The 25773-nt window shown below is 35.4% G+C and carries 15 protein-coding genes; 6 read left to right on the forward strand and 9 right to left on the reverse strand.

Annotated elements, in window-relative coordinates:
* Positions 1-211 precede the first annotated feature (211 nt).
* Together V7719_RS04260 and hutH are read right to left on the reverse strand one after the other, a co-directional pair.
* Entirely contained in the window at positions 212-9172 is an 8961-nt protein-coding gene (locus V7719_RS04260) for a T9SS type A sorting domain-containing protein (RefSeq protein ID WP_335728630.1), read from the reverse strand.
* Positions 9173-9545: 373 nt separating this feature from the next.
* On the reverse strand, positions 9546-11057 hold the full coding sequence (gene hutH / locus V7719_RS04265) for a histidine ammonia-lyase (RefSeq protein ID WP_335728631.1): 1512 nt from the start codon (positions 11055-11057) through the stop codon (positions 9546-9548).
* A 125-nt stretch (positions 11058-11182) separates the two neighbouring features.
* Here hutH and V7719_RS04270 point away from each other — a divergent pair, with 125 nt between their 5' ends.
* Positions 11183-12568: a TlpA family protein disulfide reductase gene (locus V7719_RS04270; RefSeq protein WP_335728632.1), complete on the forward strand. Its 1386-nt coding sequence runs from the start codon at positions 11183-11185 to the stop codon at positions 12566-12568.
* A 49-nt stretch (positions 12569-12617) separates the two neighbouring features.
* On the opposite strand, the gene V7719_RS04275 is transcribed toward V7719_RS04270, so the two are convergent.
* Positions 12618-14171, reverse strand: a complete 1554-nt coding sequence (locus V7719_RS04275; RefSeq protein ID WP_335728633.1) for an NAD(P)H-hydrate dehydratase — start codon at positions 14169-14171, stop codon at positions 12618-12620.
* Between the two features lie 322 nt (positions 14172-14493).
* Here V7719_RS04275 and thrA point away from each other — a divergent pair, with 322 nt between their 5' ends.
* The 5 genes from thrA (at position 14494) to V7719_RS04300 (ending at position 20724) form a co-directional block, all read left to right on the forward strand.
* Complete coding sequence (gene thrA / locus V7719_RS04280; protein ID WP_335728634.1) at positions 14494-16938, forward strand: bifunctional aspartate kinase/homoserine dehydrogenase I; 2445 nt, start codon at positions 14494-14496, stop codon at positions 16936-16938.
* Entirely contained in the window at positions 16938-17858 is a 921-nt protein-coding gene (locus V7719_RS04285; protein ID WP_335728635.1) for a homoserine kinase, read from the forward strand. The genes thrA and V7719_RS04285 overlap by 1 nt, the downstream gene beginning before the upstream one ends.
* Positions 17859-19157 carry a threonine synthase gene (gene thrC / locus V7719_RS04290; protein ID WP_335728636.1) on the forward strand — a complete coding sequence of 433 codons (1299 nt, stop codon included), beginning with the start codon at positions 17859-17861 and terminating at the stop codon, positions 19155-19157.
* Between the two features lie 108 nt (positions 19158-19265).
* On the forward strand, positions 19266-19808 hold the full coding sequence (locus tag V7719_RS04295) for a DUF4287 domain-containing protein (protein WP_335728637.1): 543 nt from the start codon (positions 19266-19268) through the stop codon (positions 19806-19808).
* Positions 19809-19908: 100 nt separating this feature from the next.
* Complete coding sequence (locus V7719_RS04300; protein ID WP_335728638.1) at positions 19909-20724, forward strand: hypothetical protein; 816 nt, start codon at positions 19909-19911, stop codon at positions 20722-20724.
* A gap of 18 nt (positions 20725-20742) precedes the next feature.
* Here the strand turns inward: V7719_RS04300 and rimO are convergent, their stop codons facing one another.
* The 6 genes from rimO to rpmB form a co-directional block, all read right to left on the reverse strand.
* Positions 20743-22047 carry a 30S ribosomal protein S12 methylthiotransferase RimO gene (gene rimO / locus V7719_RS04305; RefSeq protein ID WP_335728639.1) on the reverse strand — a complete coding sequence of 435 codons (1305 nt, stop codon included), beginning with the start codon at positions 22045-22047 and terminating at the stop codon, positions 20743-20745.
* 40 nt (positions 22048-22087) lie between these two features.
* Positions 22088-23758 carry an amidase family protein gene (locus V7719_RS04310; RefSeq protein ID WP_335728640.1) on the reverse strand — a complete coding sequence of 557 codons (1671 nt, stop codon included), beginning with the start codon at positions 23756-23758 and terminating at the stop codon, positions 22088-22090.
* 179 nt (positions 23759-23937) lie between these two features.
* The gene (gene ftsY, locus V7719_RS04315; RefSeq protein ID WP_335728641.1) at positions 23938-24912 is read right to left on the reverse strand and encodes a signal recognition particle-docking protein FtsY; all 975 of its coding nucleotides are present in this window, start codon (positions 24910-24912) and stop codon (positions 23938-23940) included.
* Between the two features lie 144 nt (positions 24913-25056).
* Positions 25057-25209: a DUF4295 domain-containing protein gene (locus V7719_RS04320; RefSeq protein ID WP_173588131.1), complete on the reverse strand. Its 153-nt coding sequence runs from the start codon at positions 25207-25209 to the stop codon at positions 25057-25059.
* Between the two features lie 49 nt (positions 25210-25258).
* Positions 25259-25441, reverse strand: a complete 183-nt coding sequence (rpmG, locus tag V7719_RS04325; RefSeq protein ID WP_335728642.1) for a 50S ribosomal protein L33 — start codon at positions 25439-25441, stop codon at positions 25259-25261.
* A 27-nt stretch (positions 25442-25468) separates the two neighbouring features.
* Entirely contained in the window at positions 25469-25705 is a 237-nt protein-coding gene (gene rpmB / locus V7719_RS04330; protein WP_335728643.1) for a 50S ribosomal protein L28, read from the reverse strand.
* Between the last annotated feature and the right edge of the window lie 68 nt (positions 25706-25773).

The following is a 25773-nucleotide window of genomic DNA, read 5'->3' on the forward strand; positions in this document are numbered from 1 at the left end:
TGTCAATCTAGGCTTTATACATTCATTTTCAAATTACTCTCTTCAAAAATCTTAGTTGAATGCCATACCTATCATAGATAAATTAGTCGAGTAGTCTGTTTTGCTTGACAACTATTCAGAAGTAAAAATATTTCCATAAAAAAAAGGCAGCTATTAAATAGCTGCCTTTCTTATATACCCTTAGGGAATCTCCCTAATTATTTATCAATTACTACTTACCAGAAGATACAATCTTCTTAGTAACAGAACCTTGACTTGTTGTCAACTTCACATAGAACATTTGGCTTGAGTATCTAGATAAATCAAATGTTGATCTACCATTAGAACCTGCAACGTAATCCTTGTTAGTTTCACTGAAGACTTGTAAGCCTTTAGTATCAAATAACTCAATAGTTACGTTAGTTTCAAACTCAAATGTGTAAGCAATGTTTACTTCATTATCAAATGGCACTGGGAAAGCAGTAAAGTCGATTTTCACATCTTCTTGAGCTTGTCTAGCTAATTGACCACATGCTACATCAACTATAAATGAGAATCCTGATACAGAACCATCACTATCAAATGTAACGTATACTGAATCTCCAGTTGTTGTTACAGATTGACCAGTTAAGTCTCCAGTAAATACACCAAGGAATGGCGCAGTAGCATCAAGACCGTCATAAACAAATATCTCATCAAATCCTGCTTCAGTTGAACCATCAAAATTAATTGTTAATGGATCTCCAGTACTAGACGTAAATGCCCATTCTAGAAGTACATTGTTAGGATAGTTATTAACTGCTACAGTTTCACCATCTCCACCACAATCTACGATTGTAGCAGTAACAGGAGTTTCACATGTTACTGATAAGTCATAAGCTCCTTCACTAGTTGAGAATCCAGATACATATATCTTGTATTCTTGACCAACTTCAGTTTGAACTTGGATAGAAGAATGAAAGACACTATGCTCACAAGAGAAGTCATCGTCATTATTCACAACACATGTTGTACCACAATCAGTATAAGCACTTAAGTATGTATCATACATTGTGTTTGCACTACATGTACTAAATGTAACGAGATCTCCGGTACCAACAAATGAGTACCAATCACCTGTGCTAAATTCACTAGATGTACAGTCTTGACCATCGTATACTGGAGTACCATTAGTAGTATCACCACTTACAATATCACCACATTGAATTTCATCAGCTGCTTCACAAGCAGTTAAACACTCAACAGATAACTCATAAGCTCCAACACCGCCAGCGAATCCAGATACAAAGATTTTGTATTCTTCACCTGCAACAGTATCAAATTCTATTTGAGAATGAAGACTACTATGCTCACAAGTGAAGTTATCATCATTATTAGCTACACAAGTAATTCCACAATCAGAATAAGCACTTAAGTACGTATCATGAGTTGTGTTTTCACTACATGTACTAACAACTATAGGATTACCTGTTCCTACAACTGTATACCATACACCAGTAGCCTCTCCGAAAGAAACACAGTCTTGACCGTCAACCGCAGAAGAACCAGTAACAGATGTATCACCGCTTACAACAGCTCCACAATCTAATACTTCAGCATTATCACATGAACTTAATTCATAAGACCATGTGTAAACAACATCACAAGTCGCAGTGTTATCACAACCATCATTAGCTGTGAATGTGCGCACTAAAGTGTAATCTCTAGTACTTGCTCCACTATTAACACAAATAGCATTTAAATAATGAACACCACCTGGAACTACATAATCCCAATCTTCAGTCAAACAAGAAGCAGAAAGTGCATCTGTAACGTTAATCCATGCTGGATCTGCATCACCATCTACGAAATTCTCAAACTGTCCTAAGTCAGCGTTGTAACTTACGTGTCCGGTACTACCTGTACTAATTAAAGCATCATAAGTAGCATATCCATTATTATCGGTACCTGTTCTTGTATAAGTCCAAGTAGAATTAATTACATCATCTGAAATTCGAATACACTCTATAATAAAGTTCTCAGTCCCAATTGAAACAACTGAAACAACAGAATCTGTAAAGTCCTGTGTTTCACCATCAGCCTGACAGTTATCAGTGTAATTTGCTTTATCAGCAAATCCTGTTGGTGCTTCAGTTACAAGACCATAGTCTTGACCTACTGGACACGTTACAACTGGTGCAGTATCATCAATGATAGTATAGACACATACAAAGTCTTCAGATATTTTTCCACAAGCATCGATTGCCACAAAAGTTATTGTCAATGTCTGGCTACAGTCATCTCCTACTTTTGTTTTGTCTTTCACTCGTATCACTAATTCTTCATCAGCGCTACAATTATCACTTACACAACCTACTAATGGAAGTATTTCTATACCACCTACTGTCCAGCTTGTAAATACATCAATTTCTTGATTTATATTTAAACTGATCTCTGCATCATCAGGACATATAGCACCGTCCATGGTACCAATAACTACATCTAACTGACAGCCTAGATCAAATACTGGCGCTTCAACATCTAATCCTTCATAGTTAATCTTAATTAGATCAGAAACGTTTCCACAATCATCTGTAGCTGTATAGATGAATACTTTCAACCATTGACAGTCAGAACCGAATGCTTGAACTGTTTTAGTGATTGTTAAATCACTATCACAATTATCAGAGAACATAGACTTCATATCATCAGCACTTGGCTCTCCTAATGGAGAATCAAAACATAATGTAGTATTTGTAAATGTATCATCTAAGTCACCATTATATTCTGGATTGATTGTATCAGCTCCACTATTTACGATAACTACGTTATTAGCAAAGTTTCCACAAGAATCTTGAACAGTATATGTATACGTAGCAGTCCATCCACAATCATCACCTGTAAATATAGGCTCTAATGGTGTAACGATTACTTCTCCACAGTCATCAATGTATGCTGCTGTAATATCAGCAACTATAGTTTCAGAAACTCCAGGGTTTTCACCATAACACTGTAAACCTGTAACACCATTTGGTAATGTACCTGTTAATACAGGAGCATTATCATCACCACCGAAGTAGCTTATTTTGATGTTATTTGCGAAATTACCACAATCATCAGAGATAGTATACACATAGAATACTGCCCATTGACAATCAGAGCTTTCCACTACTGTTTCGTCTTTAGTAACATTTACGTTACCACAGTTATCTACAAATAAATCAGTGATTTCCGATATAGATGGTCCTTCTGGACGGTTACCGAAACACGCATTAATAAATGACTCACCACCTGGTGCTTCACCTACTAAAGTTGGTGCAGTTTCATCAATAACAGTAATCACATGTTTAGCTGTAATTGTATTTCCACAATCATCAGTAAATGTAAAGTTAACTTCAAACGTACCACAGCTTCCTTCGAAAGCATCGGCTACACCTTGAACAGATCCTGAGATCTCACATGCTCCAGTTCCACCATTTGTATATGATAAGAATTCTGGTTCATAAGTTGCTAAATCTTCACATGCAATTGATGCATCTAAGATTGTTGCAAATTCCGCTGTAGGTGCTGGTTCAACAGTAATGACTTTTTGTGCAGTAATTGTTCTACCACAATCATCAGTGTATGACCAGTCTATGTATAAAGTACCACCACACTCATCGTATGCTCCACTTAATAATCCTGGTACAGCTCCTGAAATTTCACAAGCTCCAGTTCCACCATTGGTATATGCTAACATATTAGCACTACCAACTGAGAAGTTAGTAATCACTAATGTTGCACCATCTCCTAATCCATCTAAACTATTGATTCCGAATCCAATGACATCACCTGCTGCACAGTTTACTGAAAGAGATCCTGAGTCAAATTGCACAGAACTTCCATCTGTAAGATCAATAGCTACTCCATTTACATAGAATGCAGGATCCCAGTAGGCAGAATCATCTGGATTTGCATAATCCCAATCAAAGCTATAGGTGCCACTAACTGGACAAGTAGCTGTTGCTTGAGTAATTCCTCCAGAACCGCTATTTCCTATAATTGTCATATCTACTGCATTAATTGCAATACTTCCGCTAGAAAGATCTAAATTCCAATTAGCTGCATCAAAATCTCCTACAAAACCTTCAACTAAATAATTAGCAGTAAAATCTTCAGCATCTTCACAAGACACCGTCATGTTTTCTACTGATTCAAATACAGCTTCAGGTGCTGGTAAAACTGTAATAATCTTCTTAGCTGTGATTGTTCTATTACAATCGTCAGTAAACGTATAATCTACTTCTAACAGACCACCACACTCATCGTATGTTCCTGTAACTTCACCTGGTACAGATCCTGAGATCTCACAAGCTCCTGTTCCACCATTAGTATAAGATAGACAACCTGGTCCACCTACAACAATGTTATCAACATATACAGCGAAGTTTCCTGGAGCTTCGTTCCATCCATTGGCACCAACGTTCCAGTTAGGGAATAGTGCTAATATTGGATAAACCTGATCTGTAGCCTCACCATTAGAAGGTTGATCAAACGACACAGTCAATGTTTGCCATTGTCCTACGTTAGTGTAAGATACTCCAGTTTCTGCAAAATCATTTGGTGTGTTTTCTACCTTAACTAAGAGATCAAATGCCTGATCTGCTAATACATCAATCTTCATAGACTTCGTATTAGTTAAATCAATATTATTGATAAGCCCGGCACCTTGCCATGGTTGACCTGCATCTGTAGAAATAAGCTCTAATACTTGGTTATTACCATCCTGAGGATCGGCAGTAACGTTAGCAGCAGCTAAACCTTCAAATGGGTATATTTCACCTGGGTTTGTAAAGTCTTCAACTAAAGTTGTACTCACAATAGCTGCAGCTTCCTCACATGTAATTGTCATGTCTTCAACTGTTTCAAACTCAGCTTGAGGTGCAGGTAAGACAGTAATGACTTTTTGTGCAGTAATTGTTCTACCACAATCATCAGTGTATGACCAGTCTATGTATAAAGTACCACCACACTCATCGTATGCTCCACTTAATAATCCTGGTACAGCTCCTGAAATTTCACAAGCTCCAGTTCCACCATTGGTATATGCTAACATATTAGCACTACCAACTGAGAAGTTAGTAATCACTAATGTTGCACCATCTCCTAATCCATCTAAACTATTGATTCCGAATCCAATGACATCACCTGCTGCACAGTTTACTGAAAGAGATCCTGAGTCAAATTGCACAGAACTTCCATCTGTAAGATCAATAGCTACTCCATTTACATAGAATGCAGGATCCCAGTAGGCAGAATCATCTGGATTTGCATAATCCCAATCAAAGCTATAGGTGCCACTAACTGGACAAGTAGCTGTTGCTTGAGTAGTTCCTCCAGAACCGCTATTTCCTATAATTGTCATATCTACTGCATTAATTGCAATACTTCCGTTAGAAAGATCTAAATTCCAATTAGCTGCATCAAAATCTCCTACAAAACCTTGAGCTAAATAATTAGCAGTAAAATCTTCAGCTTCTTCACATGAAATCTCCATGTCTAAAACTTCTTCAAACGTTGCTGCTGGCGCTGGTAAAACAATAATTGTTTTCTTAGCTGTGATTGTTCTCTGACAATCATCAGTGTAAGCCCAGTCAATATATAAAGTACCACCACACTCATCGTATGCTCCACTTAATAATCCTGGTACTGATCCTGAAATTTCACATGTTCCAGTTCCACCATTTGTATAACTTAATGATCCTGCTTCGAATGAATTTGCTTCTTCACATGTAATCTCCATGTCTAGAACTTCTTCAAACTCTGCCATTGGTGCTGGTAATACAGTAACTGTTTTACTTGCTGTGATTGTTCTCTGACAATCATCAGTGTATGTCCAGTTGACAGTAATTACGCCTCCACACTCATCATAATCTGGTGTTGCTTCGCCTGCTACTGATCCTGAGATCTCGCATGCTCCAGTTCCACCATTTGTATAACTTAATGATCCTGCTTCGTATAAATTAGCCTCTTCACATGTAATTTCCATGTCTAAAACTTCTTCAAACTCTGCCGCTGGTGCTGGTAAAACAATAATTGTTTTCTTAGCTGTGATTGTTCTTAGACAATCATCAGTGTAAGTCCAGTCAACATATAAAGTACCACCACACTCATCGTATGATCCACTTAATAATCCTGGTACTGATCCTGAAATTTCACAAATTCCAGTTCCACCATTTGTATAACTTAATGATCCTGCTTCGTATGAATTAGCTTGCTCACATGAAATCTCCATGTCTAAAACTTCTTCAAACTCTGCTCCTGGTGCTGGTAAAACAATAATTGTTTTACTTGCTGTGATTGTTCTGTCACATTTATCAGTGTATGTCCAGTTAACATATAAAGTACCACCACACTCATCGTATGATCCACTTAATTCTCCTGGTACTGATCCTGAGATCTCACAAAGTCCAGTTCCACCATTAGTGTAACTTAATGATCCAGCTTCGTATAAATTAGCTTGCTCACATGTAATTTCCATGTCTAAAACTTCTTCAAACTCTGCTTCTGGTGCTGGGTTAACTTTTACTTGTTGTCTTGCTGTGATTGTTCTTCCACAATCGTCAGTATAAGTCCAATCTATAAATAATAAACCACCACACTCATCGTACTCTCCACTTAATTCTCCTGGTACTGATCCTGAAATTTCACAAACTCCAGTTCCACCATTAGTATATGGTAATGATCCTACTTGTAAGTTATTAGCTTCTTCACACGTAATTGTAATATGTTCAACTAATTCAAACTCAGCTTGAGGTGCTGGTAATACAGTAACTGTTTTACTTGCTGAGATTGTTCTCTGACAATCATCAGTGTATGTCCAGTTGACAGTAATTACGCCTCCACACTCATCATAATCTGGTGTTGCTTCGCCTGGTACTGATCCTGAGATCTCGCATGCTCCAGTTCCACCATTTGTATAACTTAATGATCCTGCTTGGAATGCATTAGCTTCTTCACATGTAATCTCCATGTCTAAAACTTCTTCAAACTCTGCGGCTGGTGCTGGTAAAACATTAATCTGCTTCTTAGCTGTGATTGTTCTCTGACAATCATCAGTGTAAGACCAGTCAACATATAAAGTACCACCACACTCATCGTATGTTCCACTTAATAATCCGAGTACTGATCCTGAAATTTCACAAACTCCAGTTCCACCATTTGTATAACTTAATGATCCTGCTTCGAATGAATTAGCTTGCTCACATGTAATCTCCATGTCTAGAACTTCTTCAAACGTTGCCATTGGTGCTGGTAATACAGTAATTGTTTTATTTGCTGTGATTGTTCTTTCACAATCATCAGTGTAAGTCCAGCTTACAGAAATCACTCCTCCACACTCATCATAATCTGGTGTTGCTTCTCCTAGAACTGATCCTGAGATCTCGCATGCTCCAGTTCCACCATTTGTATAACTTAATGATCCTGCTTCGTGTAAATTAGCTTCTTCACATGAAATCTCCATGTCTAAAACTTCTTCAAACTCAGCTTCTGGTGCTGGTAAAACAGTAATTGTTTTTTTAGCTGTGATTGTTCTGTTACAGTCATCAGTGTAAGTCCAGTCTACATATAAAGTACCACCACACTCATCGTATGATCCACTTAATGATCCTGGCGCTGATCCTGAAATCTCACATACTCCAGTTCCGCCATTAGAGTATCCTAATGGGTTTACTTCATATTGGTCAGCTAAATAACAAGCTATAGAAATATCTTGTACTCCATTAAACACTGCTACTGGTGCTGGGTCTACTGTAATAATATATGGTCCTGCACTTAATGGACGATCACAAGAATCAACTCCATCGTAAGATACAGTAATTGTACCTCCACATTCAGTATATTGAGGATTCACATTTGCTTCAATAGATCCTGAAACAGCACAAGCTCCTTCATCAATACCGTTACTATATGTAGCATTCGCAGCTAAAAAGCCAGCTGCTTCTTCACATGAAATGCTTGTTGGCAATTCAGGCACATTTAATGTAGCCTCAGGTGTTGGTAATACAGTTATCGTCTGTGTTTCTGAATCACTAAATCCACAATCATCAGTAACTCTATATGTTCTAACAACTACTCCTCCTGTACAAGAATCTCCTAACTGACTAATATCATCTGTAACTATAATTTCTAAATCCACTGCACAATTATCTGTAGCAGAAACTAATTTATAATCAGGTTCAGGAATTTGATCAATACAATCAACAGTAGTATCATTTGGCACTCCTGATAAAACAGGATCTACAGTATCACCTCCAGTGTATACAATTATAATCGTGTCTGCGTAATTATCGCAATCATCTTTAATTGTATATGTATATTCTGCCAACCATTTGCAATCTCCATCGCTAGATTTAGATGCTGCTGACTTTGTAACATATACATTACCGCAATTATCCGAAAATAAAGCTAAAATTTCCTCTACAGTTGGTCCTGCTGGTTTCGCATTAAAACAAGCTTCAATACCATCCATGTTTCCAGGAATAACTGATCCTTTGTTTAGAGTTGGTGCTTGAGTATCACCTCCTGTATAAGTAATCACTAAGTCTTCTGCTACCATGTTTAAACATGCATCCTTAACAGTATACGTATAGGTTACATCCCATTCACAATCATTACCATTTGGAGTTCCAGACTTGGTAACAAAAACATCACTACAGTTATCTGAATATAACGCAGTAATATCACCAATTGAAGGTCCGCTAGGAATAGCGTTGTAACACAGGATTAATCCAGTGTCTCCAGTTGGAAGCTCTGCTCCATCATTTAACTCAGGAGGGGTTATATCTCCACCGTTATAAGAGATTTTGATTTGCTCTTCAAAGGCGCCACACTTAACATCGTAAGTGTATTCAACATTCCAAGCACAATCGTTTCCTTCCATTAAAGTTGACTTGACAACTTCTGCAAGAAGATCTCCACATTGAGTTAAATAAAGATTTGCCACATCGGCCTCAGAAGGCCCAGGGGGTGCATCATTTTGACATCGGTTGAAGAATGTACTTCGCTCCAAGTCTTGTGCAAACACAGAAACTGTACTAAACGCAAAAAGCATGATAAAGGCAAACGCCTTCATGCTCTTACTTCGTCTAGTCATAAAATCAATGCAACACGATAGGTTCGTGATGGATTGCCAAATTTTGGCGCGTCCACCGCTTCGGGTAAAATTGCTCATAAACATAACATTTTGGTTTAAATTAAAATTATCTTAACATTTATATAATGACAATACAGGGATTGCCAGCAAAAGCGTAAATACAAGATTTACGAATAAGCTTAAAATCAATTATGACGAACTGTATAAACAGAACATCAAATACTAGAATGTTGCCATTCTAATTCAATAAATGCTAATAATCAATTGTTGTGCTATCAAACAATTTTAAGGTAAGAATAGTAATCCGTTTGCTATTATAGGGGCTACTATCAGTCTTATTAGTGGACGAAATCCACCTCGACTTATCTCAAAAGTATACTATAAAATACTGACTGCCAAATAAATTTATTCTTTTTTCTTATAATAAACAGTTGAACATTTTTTTCTGCATTTAATCGAAAATCAATTCATTTTCAATGTAAAAATCATCGATAAAATGCAATGTTGTTTTAATCAATTTGTAAAATACTTGGTCCTCTTTTACAAATTCCACTTCATTTCTATAACTACCTAAAAAAGATTCAATTAAAGGTGAAGACTTTAGGGGTTTTTTAAAATATATAGCTTGAGCTGCATTAAGTAATTCTATAGATAAAATTCGTTCAACATTGCTCACAATACTATAACATTGTGTCGCTGCATTTGCTCCCATACTCACATGGTCTTCCTGACCATTACTAGATACGATACTATCGACACTTGCTGGTGTTGCTAATTGCTTATTTGCACTAACAATACTTGCAGCTGTGTATTGTGGAATCATAAATCCAGAATTCACTCCAGGATTATCAATCAAGAAAGTAGGTAAACCTCTTTGACCTGACACCAATTGATAGATTCGTCTTTCAGAAATATTACCTAACTCTGCCATAGCTATTTTCAAGTAATCAAAAGCTAAAGCTAATGGTTGTCCGTGGAAATTTCCTCCGGAAATAATTTCATCTTCACCAACAAAAATATTTGGGTTATCTGTTACTGAATTGATCTCTGTTTTAAAAACCTTGTGAGCAAAATCCAAGGTGTCTTTTGTTGCCCCATGAACTTGAGGGATACATCTAAAAGAATACGGATCTTGCACATGTTCTTTTTTCTGTTTAATCAATTCACTTCCTTCCAAAAATCCTCGAATACGTTCGGCAGTTTTTATCTGACCTTTATGTGGTCTAACCAAATGAACTAATTCATTAAAAGGTTCAATTCTTCCATCGAAAGCATCCAAAGAAATACTTCCAATTAGATCTGCAAAATAAGACAACTTAAATGATTTAATAAGTAAGTGAACTCCGTAAGCACTCATGAATTGTGTCCCATTCAATAGGGCCAAACCTTCTTTTGATTTTAATTCTATCGGTTCCAAACTAAATTTTGATAAAATTTCTTGAGAGTCATAAACCTCATCCTCATATACAACTTCTCCTTTGGCTATTAATGGCAATGCCAAATGTGCCAAAGGCGCCAAATCTCCAGACGCACCCAACGAACCCTGGGTATAAACTACTGGTAGTATATCGTTATTAAAAAAATCTATCAAGCGTTGTACTGTTTGGAGCTGAACTCCACTATGACCATAGCTTAAGGATTGTACTTTGAGAAGCAACATAAGTTTCACAACTTCTTTAGGCACTAATTCGCCAACACCACAAGCATGTGACATGACTAAGTTTTCTTGAAGCTGAGTTAATTTATCTTTTGAAATTTCTACATTACATAGTGATCCAAAACCTGTATTAATCCCATATATAGGTTCCTCTTGATTTTCAATTTTATTGTCAAGGTAGTTTCGACATTTTTCTATTTTTTCGATAGCTGCTTTAGAAAGCTCTATTTTTTTATTCTGAAAAATAATATCGCTAATAGTCGAGATCTCTAAAATTTCAGAAGAGATAAAATGTATTGAATTCATAGGTATGTTTTACGAATTCAAAATTCTGAATAACATCTCAATTGTGCAACAAATGTTAATAATTAATAAAATTTCTTTTAAAAAACTAATAATCTGTATTTTTGAGTAACTAAAACGATTAAATTATGAAAAGATTAATTATTGCCGTACTCGCAATTTCCATTTTTGCATGTCAGCAAGAACCAAAAATTGATTACGCTATTCTTTCTGGTAAGGTAGAAAATTCTAAAGCTACAGCAGCGATGTTGAAGAGTGCAGATTTTAAAACAGAAATAGCAATTAACGAAGATGGCACTTTTGCTGATACACTTCGAATTCCTGAAAACGGATTTTATTCACTTTCAATTGGCAGAGAAAGCACTTCAATGTATCTCAAAAAAGGTGATAATATCAACATGGCCTTAGACATAAAAGAATTTGATGAATCTATAAACTATACAAGTGAAGGTGCGACAGAAAACAACTACCTCGTTAAAAAGTATTTAAATAACGAAGCCGTAACTAAAGATCCCGCAGCATTCTATTCACAAGATGAAGATACCTACAAGAAAAGCCTAAGTAAGATGGCATCTGATAATCTTCAAAATCTTAATGCTTTAGAAAATGCTGATGAAGCGTTTGTGGCTACAGAGAAAAACAATTTGGTTTATGATGAATATAGCATGATGGATCGCTATCAAAATTACCATAGACATTATGCTAAGAATCCTGAATATGAAATATCTGAAAGTTTTTTACCTGAAGAGTTAAAAGCTATGAGTTTTAATGATTCGCAGGCTTATAAAATGTCGGCTTCGTATAGAAGCTTGGCTATGGGAAAAACTATTAAGCCTATTTATGATGCCATTGGTGAAAATCACCTTTCTACAACTACAGATCACTTAAAGAGCATTAAAGACATCAAAATACAGGCCTTAAAAAACGATGTAATAAATAGTTTAGGAGGATTTTTGGTATCTCCAGGAAATCCTAATATGGAGTCACTTTATAATTTTTTTGTAAGTAATTCAACAAATGAAGACAGTAAAAAGAATCTTACAGAAACGTTTGAAAAGAACAAAGACTTAATAAAAGGAAAACCATCTCCTCAATTTGTTAACTATGAAAACCATAAAGGTGGTGAGATGTCTCTTACTGATTTAAAAGGAAAATATGTTTATGTTGACGTTTGGGCTACATGGTGCGGACCTTGTATTAGAGAAATTCCTTCTCTTAAAGAAGTTGAAAAGAAATTTCATAATGAAAACATAGAATTTGTAAGTGCTTCTATCGACCAAGTAAAAGACCATGATAAATGGGTGGCTATGGTAAAAGACAAAGAGCTAGGCGGTATGCAGTTAATGGCAGACAACGATTGGAAATCTAAATTCGTTCAAGATTATGCTATTCAAGGTATTCCAAGGTTTATTTTAATAGATCCTAATGGGAATATCGTAAGTGCAGATGCACCAAGACCATCAGATCCTAAATTAGTAGAACTGCTAGAAGAAGAACTTAAAATGCAACCTTAAGCATATAAGATATCAAAAAAAAGCCACTCGTTTGAGTGGCTTTTTTTAGTTATAATTCTTCTTGTTTTGCCTCTTCAACTTGAGGCTGTTCTGGTTGTTTGAACAGATCGACATAAGCCTTCCCTAAGGCCTCAATAATATGACTTGCAATTAAGCTTTGATACCCTAAATCTTCTATGGCTATATCTGCAGCTCTTCCATGTAAATACACACCAAAAATAGCAGCTTCAAGCGGATCATAATCTTGAGAAATCAACCCTGTAATTACACCTGTTAAAATATCGCCTGTTCCAGCTGTTGCCATACCCGGATTACCTGTAGAGTTTATATAGTATTTGTCTTGAAAAACAGTTATGGTATTCGCGCCTTTAATGACAACAATTACATTGTATTTTTTTGAGAATTTCTTTGTCTTTTCGAGTTTATCAAAATCATCTTTCCATTTACCAATTAAACGTTCTAATTCTTTTGGATGAGGGGTTAAAACCGTTTGCTCCGGAAGCGATTTTAAAAGGGCCTTTTTCTTTGATAATATATTAAGTCCATCTGCATCAATAACAAGTGGTGTTTTATTTGATTTTAAGAATTTTTCAAGAGCAGAAATGGTTACAGTTTCAGTTCCAATCCCAATGCCTAGACCGATAACTTTTGGTTCTATATCAAAATTAATATTAGAGATTATTTGTTCATTCTCATCTGTAATCACCATAGCTTCTGGAAAAGCAGTTTGCATAATTTGATAACCACATTTTGGCACAAAGGCCGTAACCATTCCAGCTCCAATTGACAATGTCGCACGACTGGTTAATATAACCGAGCCTATTTTCCCATAACTACCACCAATAATCAAACTATGACCATAAGTTCCTTTATGTACAAACTTTTCTCGCGGTTTATAAATAGGTAATACTTCGCGTTTACCAATCAATTCAGCTTCTGTCTCGCTAGCAACTATAAATTCCCGATCTATACCAATATCTAATACTTCCCATTCGCGAGAATATTTGGCAGTTTCCGGTAGAAAGAAGACGAGTTTTGGTGATTGAAAACTCAAGGTATAATTTGCCCAAACCACCCCATTTTCATCTTCAGGAATTTTATCGGTGTAAATCCCTGAAGGAATATCTACCGAAAGCGTAAATGCCTGACTATCTTTAAAGTGATTAAACAGCGATTTCACCCAATCATTTACAGGTCTATTTAGCCCAATTCCGAAGATAGCATCAACAATAATATCATCGTTATGCATTTCCGGAAAATCGGCTTCACAACTCAACATATTTGGCCACTTTTTAGTGGTTTGCTTTATCAAATCATAGTTTACTAAAAAATTTTTAGTGCGCTTATCACTGCAATTAACAACATAAGTATTTACATTATAACCATGAGTAATTAAATGCCTAGCAACAACCAAACCGTCTCCTCCATTATTACCAATTCCGCAAAATACATGAATAGGCACTTGAGCGCCTTGCATTCGCAGATGCAACCAATTGAAAATTTCTATTCCTGCACGCTCCATTAGCTCTGTAGAAGTGATGTTTTGTTTCTTCGCTGTAAGCTTATCGCCTTCGTAAATCTGTTCTTTTGAAAAAATCTTCATGTATCTCTTATAAAATCTATTGCTAAAATGACAATTATTATCGCTTAAAAAACAAATAAAACACATTTTCTATTTTAAACTGGAAAAAATGTAAATCAACCCTTTAAGTTTTTTTATTCTTGTAAAAATAATACATTTGGAAAGTATAGACTATAAAAAATGCTAAACGAAACACAAATAATTTCACTTAATTCTCCTACACATTTTGGGGTGATTACTAGTACAATTACCCTTTGGGGTCTTTAGTTTTACATATCTTCGCCATATTTACATCCTATTTAAGGATACACAAAAACAACCGAATTATTTTAAATCACTATAAATGAACGTCTTAAAATTTGGAGGAACTTCAGTAGGTTCAGCAAAAAACATAAATAAAGTCATCGCTATTCTTGAAAATTACTCAAAGACCGATGGTGTTATTTGCGTAGTTTCTGCAGTTGGCGGTATTACCGACAAACTATTAAACGCAGGAGAATTAGCGCAAAATAAAGATAAAAAATATGTATCAGAATTTGATACAATTACTCAAATTCATAACGCCATTTTATCAGAATTAATTCCGACAGAAAACACGGCAGTTTTAGATCATCTCAATTTAAAATTAAAGCAACTTAAAAGCCTTCTAGATGGCATCTTTTTAATTAACGAATTATCTCCAAAGACATCAGATAAATTAGTCAGTTTTGGTGAACTATTATCTTCATTTATCATTGCTGAAACGATGATAAAAAGAGAATTAGATTGCGTTAGAAAAAACAGTCAAGATTTAGTTGTTACCAATTCAAATTTCACAAAAGCTGAAGTCATTTACGAGCAAACTAACCATAATATAACAAGCTATTTTTCCGAAGTAAAACACCGCATAACAATCCTTCCAGGGTTTATCTCCAAATCAGAAACTGGAGAGATTACAACCTTAGGTCGAGGTGGTTCAGATTTTACCGCAGCTATTGTAGCTGCCGCATTAAATGTAAACCGACTTGAGATCTGGACAGACGTTAGCGGAATGTTTACCACCAATCCAAAACTGGTTAAACAAGCCTTCCCTATAGAAAGCATATCGTATCAAGAAGCAATGGAATTATCACATTTTGGGGCTAAAGTTTTATATCCTCCGACGGTGCAGCCTGTATTGAATTTAAATATTCCGATTCATATAAAAAACACCATGAAACCAGAAGCGCCTGGCACGATTATTTCTCATGAATTGAAAGAAAATTCCAATCCAGTAAAAGGGATTACAAACATTAATAACATTGCTTTGTTAACACTACAAGGAAGTGGCATGGTTGGCATTCCTGGATTTTCAAAACGGTTATTTGAGACGCTCGCGCATGAAAAAATAAATGTGATTTTTATTACTCAAGCATCTTCAGAACATTCTATTTGTTTTGGTATTGATATCAAAGATTCTGAGACTGCTCAAAGAGCTATTGACATCACTTTTGAGAATGAAATCTCATTACATAAAATCGACCCAATTATCGTTGAAACTGGACTGTCAATTATTGCGCTTGTAGGTGACAAAATGAAGAGCCACCAAGGGATTAGTGGTAGAATGTTCAAAACCTTAGGAAAGAACAATATCAACATACGGGCTATAGCACAAGGTGCTTCAGAAAGAAATATATCAGCAGTAATCGCCGAAAAGGATATAAAGAAAGCTTTAAACACACTTCATGAGCGCTTCTTTGAAGATAAAAATAAGCAACTCAATGTATTTATAACTGGTATTGGAAATGTTGGAGAACGACTTGTAGAACAAATTAAACAACAACAAAAATATCTTAAAGAGCAACTGAAAATCAATCTAAAAGTCGTGGGCCTGTCTAATTCTCGAACTATGATTTTTAATGAAGATGGCATAGATTTAGATAATTGGGCAGCACAATTTCATTACGCTGAAAAATCGAGTTTGCGTGGCTTTTTTGACAAGATTATTGAACTTAATTTAAGAAACAGCATCTTTATTGATATTACTGCAAGTGAAGCTGTAGCAAACCTCTATGAAGATTATTTAAGACAAAGCATCGCTGTTGTAGCGTGTAATAAAATTGCATGCGCTAGTTCTTATGATAATTACAAAAACTTGAAAAGACTTTCGCTAAAATATAATACTCCCTTTTTATTCGAAACCAATGTTGGTGCTGGATTACCAATCATCAATACATTGAATAACTTGGTTGCATCTGGTGATAAAGTAACAAGCATTGAAGCTGTTTTATCTGGTAGTTTAAACTTTATATTTAATAATTTTAGTGATAAAAATAATTTTCATGATACTGTAAAGCGCGCTCAATTTGAAGGCTATACAGAACCAGACCCAAGAATAGATTTAAGTGGTATTGATGTCGCAAGAAAGATGCTGATTTTGGTCAGAGAAAATGGTATCGCAATGGAAATTGATGATATTGAAAACAACACTTTTTTAACAAAAGCCAATTTAGAAAGCAACTCTGTGGATGATTTTTACGATACTATAGAAGCTAATGAAGATCATTTCCAAAAGCTATATGCTTCGGCCAAAAAGAATAATTGTCAACTCAAATACGTGGCAGAATTTAAAAAAGGCAAAGCTAAAGTTGGTTTAAAAGAAGTACGTGAAGGACATCCTTTTTATAATTTAGAAGGCAAAGATAATATAGTAATGTTCCATACCGAACGTTATCCAGAGCAACCACTTATTGTAAAAGGTGCTGGTGCTGGTGCCGATGTTACAGCTTCTGGACTTTTTGCAGATATAATTAGAATAGGAAACAACTAATGAAAGAACTCAAAATATTCTCACCTGCAACAGTTGCAAATGTGTCTTGCGGATTCGATGTTCTCGGATTTTGCTTAGATAGCATAGGAGATGAAATGGTGATTAGAAAAACCGATAAAAAAGGAATTTATATCACTAAAATTGAAGGCTATGATTTACCTTTTGAAGCCGAAAATAATGTCGCTGGGGTTTCTGCTTTAGCAATGCTAAATGACGCAAAGCCAGATTTTGGGTTCGAGATTGAAATCTACAAAAACATAAAGCCAGGAAGTGGTATTGGAAGTAGTTCTGCAAGTGCTGTAGGAAGTGTTTTTGCTATGAATGAACTCTTAGGAAAACCCTATAATAAAACAGAACTCACAAACTTTGCTATGAAAGGGGAAGCACTTGCGAGCCAATGTGAACATGCAGATAATATTGCACCAGCTGTTTTTGGCGGATTTACATTAGTAAAATCAGTAACACCTCTAGAGATTTTACAACTACCAACACCAAAGGATATATATGCGGTTATTATTCATCCGCAAATTGAAATAAAAACTGCCGAAGCACGCGCTATTTTACCAAAAGAAATTCCTTTAAAAAGTGCGATTACACAATGGTCGAATGTTGGGAGTTTGGTTCATGCTTTACATACAAGTGATTATGAATTATTAAGCAAATCACTGACTGATGTTGTGGTTGAACCTTATCGCAGTCAATTGATTCCACATTTTAATGCTGTACGACAAAGTGCTTTAGAAAGTGGTGCTATAGGTTGTGGGATTTCAGGATCTGGACCTTCTATTTTCAATTTATGTCACGGAAAAGAACGTGCAAACCAAGTCGCTCAAGCCATTAAAAATGTATATTCTAAAACGGGAATACCATTTGAAGTTTACATTTCAGAAATAAACACACAAGGGATAAAAATACTCTAGATGAATTATTACAGCTTAAACAGAAAAGCACCAGACACTACCTTTTCAAATGCCGTCATCAAAGGACTAGCTCCTGATAGAGGTTTATATTTTCCGAAAGAAATTACGGCATTACCAGCTTCTTTTTTTAAAGATATTGACAGCAAATCTTATACTGAAATTGCATTTGAAGCCATCAAGCAGTTTGTGAGTCCGGAAATTCCTGAATCCATCTTAAAAACAATCGTTGAAGAAACCTTGTCGTTTGATTTTCCTATTGTTAAGCTTAATGCTAATATTTCGACACTCGAGTTATTTCATGGACCAACCATGGCATTTAAGGATGTTGGCGCACGATTTATGGCAAGATGCTTGGCTTATTTCAATCAAGATAACACCAATGATGTCACCGTTTTAGTAGCCACTTCTGGCGATACTGGAGGTGCTGTTGCGAATGGATTTCTAGGAGTAAAAGGTGTTAATGTTGTGATCCTTTATCCGTCAGGAAAGGTGAGTGATATTCAAGAAAAACAACTCACTACACTTGGTCAAAATATTACAGCACTAGAAGTTGATGGTGTGTTTGACGACTGTCAAGATATGGTGAAAAAAGCATTTTTAGATGAATCAATTACGAGCAAAATGCAACTCACTTCAGCAAATTCTATTAATGTGGCCAGATGGTTACCTCAGCTCTTTTATTTTATGTTTGCGTATAAGCAGTTGCATAAAGAACATGACGAAATTGTATTTTCGATTCCTAGTGGAAACTTCGGAAATATCTGTGCCGGAATGATGGCACAACAATTAGGATTACCTGTCAAGCATTTTATTGCGGCAAACAACGTTAATAATGTAGTTACTCAATATTTAGAATCCGAAAACTACAATCCGAAGCCTTCTGTACAAACCATAAGCAATGCTATGGATGTAGGAAACCCAAGTAATTTTGTTCGTATACAAGAGATTTATAAAAATGACTTTGAGCGTTTAAAGGAAAATTTATCGTCCTACTCCTACACGGACGAGGAAACGAAAGAGGCCTTATTAGAAATTTACGAGCGTTATAATTATGTTGCTGATCCACATGGAGCAGTTGGATATTTAGGATGTAAAGACTATCTCAAAACGCATAAAAACACGCATTGTGTCTTTTTAGAAACTGCTCATCCAACAAAATTCTTGGATATCGTTGAAGATGTCATAGATACTAAAGTTGATTTACCCGATCAAATCAAAGCAGTTATAGATAAAGAAAAAGTGGCATTGCAGATTAAAAACTATGCGGATCTAAAAGCGTATTTACTACAAACAATTTAGTTACAAAGTGTGGCGTTTATTCCATAATCATTTTTATCTGGTGTTTCTGAAAAAGTGAATAACTTGTTTTATCTTTAAAAGCATAAACTTCTAGTAAATCGCTAAACTATGGACAAAGCTTTACAAACAATGATTAACAATATGCCTGAGAAAACAGGTAAATCATTAGACGAATGGAAAACCATATTGAAAAACAAATCCTTTGCTAAACATTCTGAAGGTGTCAACTTTCTTAAAAAAGAACACAACGTAACTCATGGTTTTGCAAACACCATAGTCACCTTATCTAAAGATGAAAACAATTCTGATGATGATTTGGTAACGACTCAATACAAAGGAAAAGAAGCCTTATTCCCAATTTATAAAAAGCTACTTTCAGTCATAAAACCTTTTGGAAACGACATCACTATTACACCTAAAAAAACAAGTGTTAGTGTGATTAGAAAGCGACAATTTGTTCTTATAAAACCAGCGACTAAAACGCGTATTGATCTCGGACTCAAACTTCCCGATAAACCAACAACAGATCGTCTAGGCAATTCTGGCCCTTTTGGAAGCATGTGCACGCATCGCGTTCAAATCACTTCGGAAACTGAAATTGATCAAGAATTGATTGGTTGGATGAAAGAGGCTTATGACAGAGCTGAATAGGATTTCACATAAAATTTACACTTTTTTTACATTTAATCTGGCGATGTAACCATCTATCAACCATACATTTGATAGACATTAATCTCAAAATAAATCTGACATGAAAAAGAACATTATTATTTTCGGAACAAAACTAGCTATTACAAGCGTATTAATATTCAGTTTCTTAAGTTGTAACCATACTGTTAAATCGAATGAAGCAAACTCCTCAAACAATAGTGATCTTGCTCTTGTTAACTCAAACCTAGAACCTACCACTAACAATAAAATTCCAGACTTATACTATGGAGTAGACACACGATTCGCTGCTATAAAAAAAACAGATATCCATAATGCCACCACAATTTATGATTTTCTTAATGATGGTGAAGCTCAACAAATAGCACACATCAATTCAGTAGGGATTATCATTATAAAAGATAATCAACAAAGTGAAATACAAGAATATGGAGAAAGTGACCAACTCACTGATGCTCAACTAAAAATCTTAAGATCGACAGATTACTTCAGTCATTTTACGATTAGAACCGAATTCAAAGAAAAAAATAAGGAGACTGGTAAATTGGATGAGCGTTTTTTCGGCCCTCATATTACCGTTGTTCCAGATAAGCAAGCAGTTTATATTGACGGTAATGAAGCACTTATTAACTACCTTAAGGATAACAGCAAAGAAAGCATGACTATTATAAAAGGGGATAATCTTGGAGCTATTAAAATATCTTTTATTGTAACAAAAGAAGGAACTGTTTCAAAAGTTACACATGACGCCATGACAACGGGATATTCTTCTATTGATAAAAAGTTAATTGAACTTGTCAAAAATATTCCAGGTGAATGGACCGCTGCAGAAAATTCTAAAGGCGAAAAAATAGATTATGAATTCGTATTTACATTTGGGCCAGCAAATGGCTGTTAATCATCAAACAAAGATTATTTAGCTAATAGGTTCAGCATATAAATCAAAGTCCTCTGCTTCAATCACTTTAACTTTAGCAAACTCTCCTGTTTTTAAATAAGTGTTTGTGGCATCAATCAAGACCTCATTGTCTACATCTGGAGAATCGTATTCGGTACGACCAACAAAGTAATTGCCTTCTTTTCGATCGATAACGACCTTAAATTCTTGTCCGATTTTTGCTTGGTTCAATTCAAAAGAAATCTGTGATTGGATTTCCATAATCTGATTAGCTCTGTCGATTTTCACATCTTCAGGCACATCATCTTCAAGATTGTAAGCATGTGTATTTTCTTCATGAGAATACGTAAAACATCCTAAACGTTCAAAACGCATCTCTTTAACCCAATCTCTAAGAGTTTCAAAATCTTCTTCAGTTTCACCAGGATAACCAACTATAAGTGTGGTTCTAATAGTCATTTCTGGGACTTTCGCTCTAAACGCTTTGAGCAACTTGGTCGTTTTCTCTTTGGTAGTCCCACGGCGCATACTTTTCAGAATTGAATCTGAAATATGCTGCAACGGAATATCTATATAATTACAAACCTTAGGCTCGCGATTCATCACATCTAACACATCCATCGGGAAACCTGTTGGAAATGCATAATGCAAACGAATCCATTCAATACCTTCTACCTTTACCAAGTGTTCTAGTAATTCAGCAAGGTTTCGTTTTTTGTATATATCTAATCCGTAATACGTTAAATCCTGAGCAATCAATATAAGTTCCTTAACACCATTTACTGCTAATTTTTCAGCTTCAATAACGATTTCTTCAATTGGAGTACTCTTATGTTTTCCACGCATTAAAGGGATTGCACAAAAACTACAAGGTCGATCACAACCTTCTGCAATCTTTAAATAAGCGTAGTTTTTTGGTGTTGTTGTTAAACGCTCACCTATGAGTTCGTGCTTATAATCTGCACCTAGTGCTTTTAATAATTGGGGTAATTCTGTTGTCCCGAAATATTGATCCACATTAGGAATTTCCTTTTCTAAATCTGGCTTATAACGTTCACTCAAGCAGCCTGTTACAAAGACTTTATCAACCTCTCCTGCTTCCTTCTTTTGCATAAAATCCAAAATAGTATTGACACTTTCCTCCTTGGCATTATTAATAAAACCGCAGGTGTTTATCACAACGACATTACCATCTTCTTCATGAACAACATCCTTTCCGTTGGCTTTTAATTGTCCCATCAATATTTCGCTATCATACACATTTTTGCTACAGCCAAGTGTGATGACGTTGATTCTATTCTTCTTAAGTGATTTCGTTCTCATGCTTCAAATTTCAGGCTGCAAAGATACATCTAATATCTATCTAATTGTAATTTTTGGGCGCAACTCGCATTTTAGACGCTTGCTCATAGACATAAGCCCATTCTAAAATTTGTTTTTCACGTAATCTTGAGCTGATAAATGTTAAGCCTTTCGGAACGCCTTCTTCAGTATATCCCATTGGGACTGTTAATGCTGGATATTCGGCTACTGCAGCAAAACCTGCATGATAGTTATTTACTGAAAGAATTCCATCTAAATTTTGAGCTGTCATGGGGTCATCAAAAAACCGTTTACCGTTAGTTTTTAAAACACCTTTGAGCGCGTCAAATTCTAAAGCCGAACTTAAATCTTCAGAAACGCCATAAAACAATTTTTGTCCGTAAGGCATGCTATTCAAACTATCAGTTCGATTAAAAGCCATGATGTCTTCAATGGATTTATATTCTAAATATGGATTTCCGTAGTCTTTCAAATAGTTGACTAAATCTACTTTCATATCTAAATTCAATAATCTTAAAAATCCAGGGAGTTTAATATCTGCTGGTTCTATTTCTACTATCTCTGCGCCTTGTTGTTTGAGAACCGCTATTGCATTCGCATAAAGCGGATCTTCCAATAAGTTTTTAAACGCTCCAAAACGTTTACCGTTCAGAGTAGCGTTATTTAAATCTTTATAATAGAACGGACTCTCCCAAAGGCTATAAATCGATTTTGAATCTGAAAGATCTTCACCAAAAAGCGCATCCAACAAGATGGCATTATCTATCACATTTTTAGTGATTGGACCTGCAGTATCTAATGTTGAAGAAATAGGAACAATACCACTCCGACTTACCAAACCGATGGTTGGTTTTAAGCCAACAGTAGAATTTTGACTCGCAGGTGATAATATAGACCCTGAGGTTTCGCTCCCTATGGCTGCAGCACAAAAATTAGCGGTTACTGCTACGCCACTTCCAGAACTAGAACCACCAGTATCTATAATTCTACGACCATATGGGTTAAGCGTTTGACCACCAATGGCAGAATACCCACTTGGGCATTCACCACAGAAAAAGTAAGCCCATTCACTCAAGTTGGCTTTTCCTAAAATTAGTGCCCCTTTAGATTTCAATTGTGTAACAATAAAAGCATCTTTAGTTGTGTTATTCTTTAAAGCTACAGCGCCTGCTGTTGTTGGCATTCCAGAAGCGTTAATATTATCTTTTAGAAGGATTGGCATCCCATAAATTGGATGAATTGAATCGTAATCAATAAGTTCATCTAAAGCATACGCTTGTTTTATTATATTAGGATTAATAGCTATAACAGAATTTAATGATAATGAATTCTCACGATCAAACTCTCTAATACGATATAAATAGAATTTGACTAATTCTTGATAATTAAATTTACCATCTGTAATCTGCTGCTGAAGTGTTGGAATATCTTGATCTAAAATCAAAGGCTTTAAACGACTATAATCAGCATCTTTAAAGTCTTCCATTTCAGGGTTAATAGTTTTCCAAATTTCGGTTTTGGTTAGGTTTTTAGAATCTAGGACTTTGAACTCTCTAAAATCTTTTGTGGAGATGTCACTTAAATCATCTTTATCTTTTGTGTCTTCAACTGCTTTCGGTATTTCAAAATCTTTTGAGTTTGTTTTCTTCTCGTCGGAAGGTTTGCAGTTATAGGTCAATAAAAAGAGACTTAGCAAAAGGAGATATCGCATGATTTGTATTTTTAATAAAAATACGGAAAAATCAATTGCGTTTTTCAAAAGGAATAACAGTTCCCTTTTCGATATAATTTTTCAAGCCTTGTAATAATTGTGACCAACAAAATGAAGAACATCTAAAATGATGGTTATTGTCAGGCCAATTGGTATGGGAGAATTTGAGTAGGGTTTTACTATTTAAAAAAGCTATCTACAAACTCATACTTATTAAAGACTTGTAAATCTTCTATACCTTCACCTACGCCAATATATTTCACTGGAATTTGAAACTGATCACTAATCCCAATCACAACGCCTCCTTTTGCAGTTCCGTCCAATTTTGTAACTGCTAGTGAAGTTACCTCTGTAGCGGCTGTAAACTGTTTTGCTTGCTCAAATGCGTTTTGACCTGTAGAACCATCCAAAACCAATAAGACATCATGAGGTGCATCTCCAATAACTTTTTGCATGACACGTTTTACTTTGGTCAACTCATTCATTAAGTTGACTTTATTGTGTAAACGTCCAGCCGTATCAATAATAATCACATCTGCCTCTTGATTAACTCCAGACTGTAAGGCATCAAAAGCGACGCTCGCAGGATCACTTCCCATGTCTTGACGAATCATTGGCACATCTACACGATCTGCCCAAACTTGAAGCTGCTCAATAGCGGCAGCTCTAAAAGTATCTGCAGCGCCAAGAACCACTTTAAATCCTTTTTTCTTAAACTGATAGGCCAACTTACCAATGGTTGTTGTTTTCCCAACGCCATTAACTCCAACGACCATTAAGACATAAGGTGTTTTTGACCCATTCTCATGTCTTGGTAATTCTGGAATCACAAAATCAGTATCTTCACCAGAATTGGTTTTAGATAAGAGTCCGGCGATTTCATCTCGTAAGATTTGGTTTAACTCTGAAGTCCCTAAATACTTATCCTTTGATACACGTTCTTCGATGCGTTCAATCACTTTTAAAGTCGTATTGACACCAACATCACTACTTACTAAAATCTCTTCAAGGTTATCTAAAACGTCATCATCTACTTTAGATTTACCTGCTACGGCTTTATTAAGTTTTGAGAAAAACGATGACTTCGATTTCTCTAACCCTTTGTCAAGGGTTTCCTTTTTTTCTGAAGAAAATATTTTTTTAAAAAAACTCATTCGTAATACTTATTTATAAGTTCTAGTCAAATGTCGAGCCGAAAATTTTTACTGCTATTTTGGCAGATAACCGTTCAAATATAGACATAAAAAAACTGCTTTCATATTTGAAAGCAGTCTGTAACTAGATATAAAGAATCTAATTTATTTCTTGTTTAAAAAATCACTGACAAACTCTGGTGCCATTACTGACTCAACAAACATGTAAGCTCCAGTCTTTGGTGATTTCACCATTTTGATTGCTTTAGTAAGTCTTTTAGATCCGGTTTGTAATGATGCTACTGATTTCTTTGCCATGACTCTATGTATGTGTTATTTGAGTTTTTCTTGCGAAAATCTCGAATTATTATTTAATCTCTTTGTGAAGTGTCATACGCTTTAAGACTGGATTAAATTTCTTAATCTCCATTCTATCTGGCGAATTCTTTTTATTTTTTGTAGTAATGTAACGAGAAGTTCCTGGTTGACCAGACTCTTTATGCTCTGTACATTCTAATATTACCTGTATTCTATTTCCTCTTTTTGCCATTGTACGTGTCTTTAACGCGTTATGCTATTATTTTAAAAATCCTTTGGATTTAGCTTCTTTTATTACAGCAGAAATACCAATTTTATTGATAGTCTTTAATGCTGAAGTTGATACTTTTAACGTTACCCACTTATCTTCTTCAGGAATGTAGAAACGCTTTTTGATTAAGTTAACGTTAAATTTACGCTTCGTTCTATTCATCGCGTGAGATACGTTGTTTCCAACCATCGCTTTCTTTCCTGTAAGTTCACAAACTCTTGACATTTCTTTCTAACTTTAAATTATGTTCTTTTAAAACAGGGTGCAAATTTAGTAAAACTTTATATTACGTA

Source organism: Psychroserpens sp. (assembly GCF_036960315.1).
Taxonomy (GTDB): Bacteria; Bacteroidota; Bacteroidia; order Flavobacteriales; family Flavobacteriaceae; genus Psychroserpens.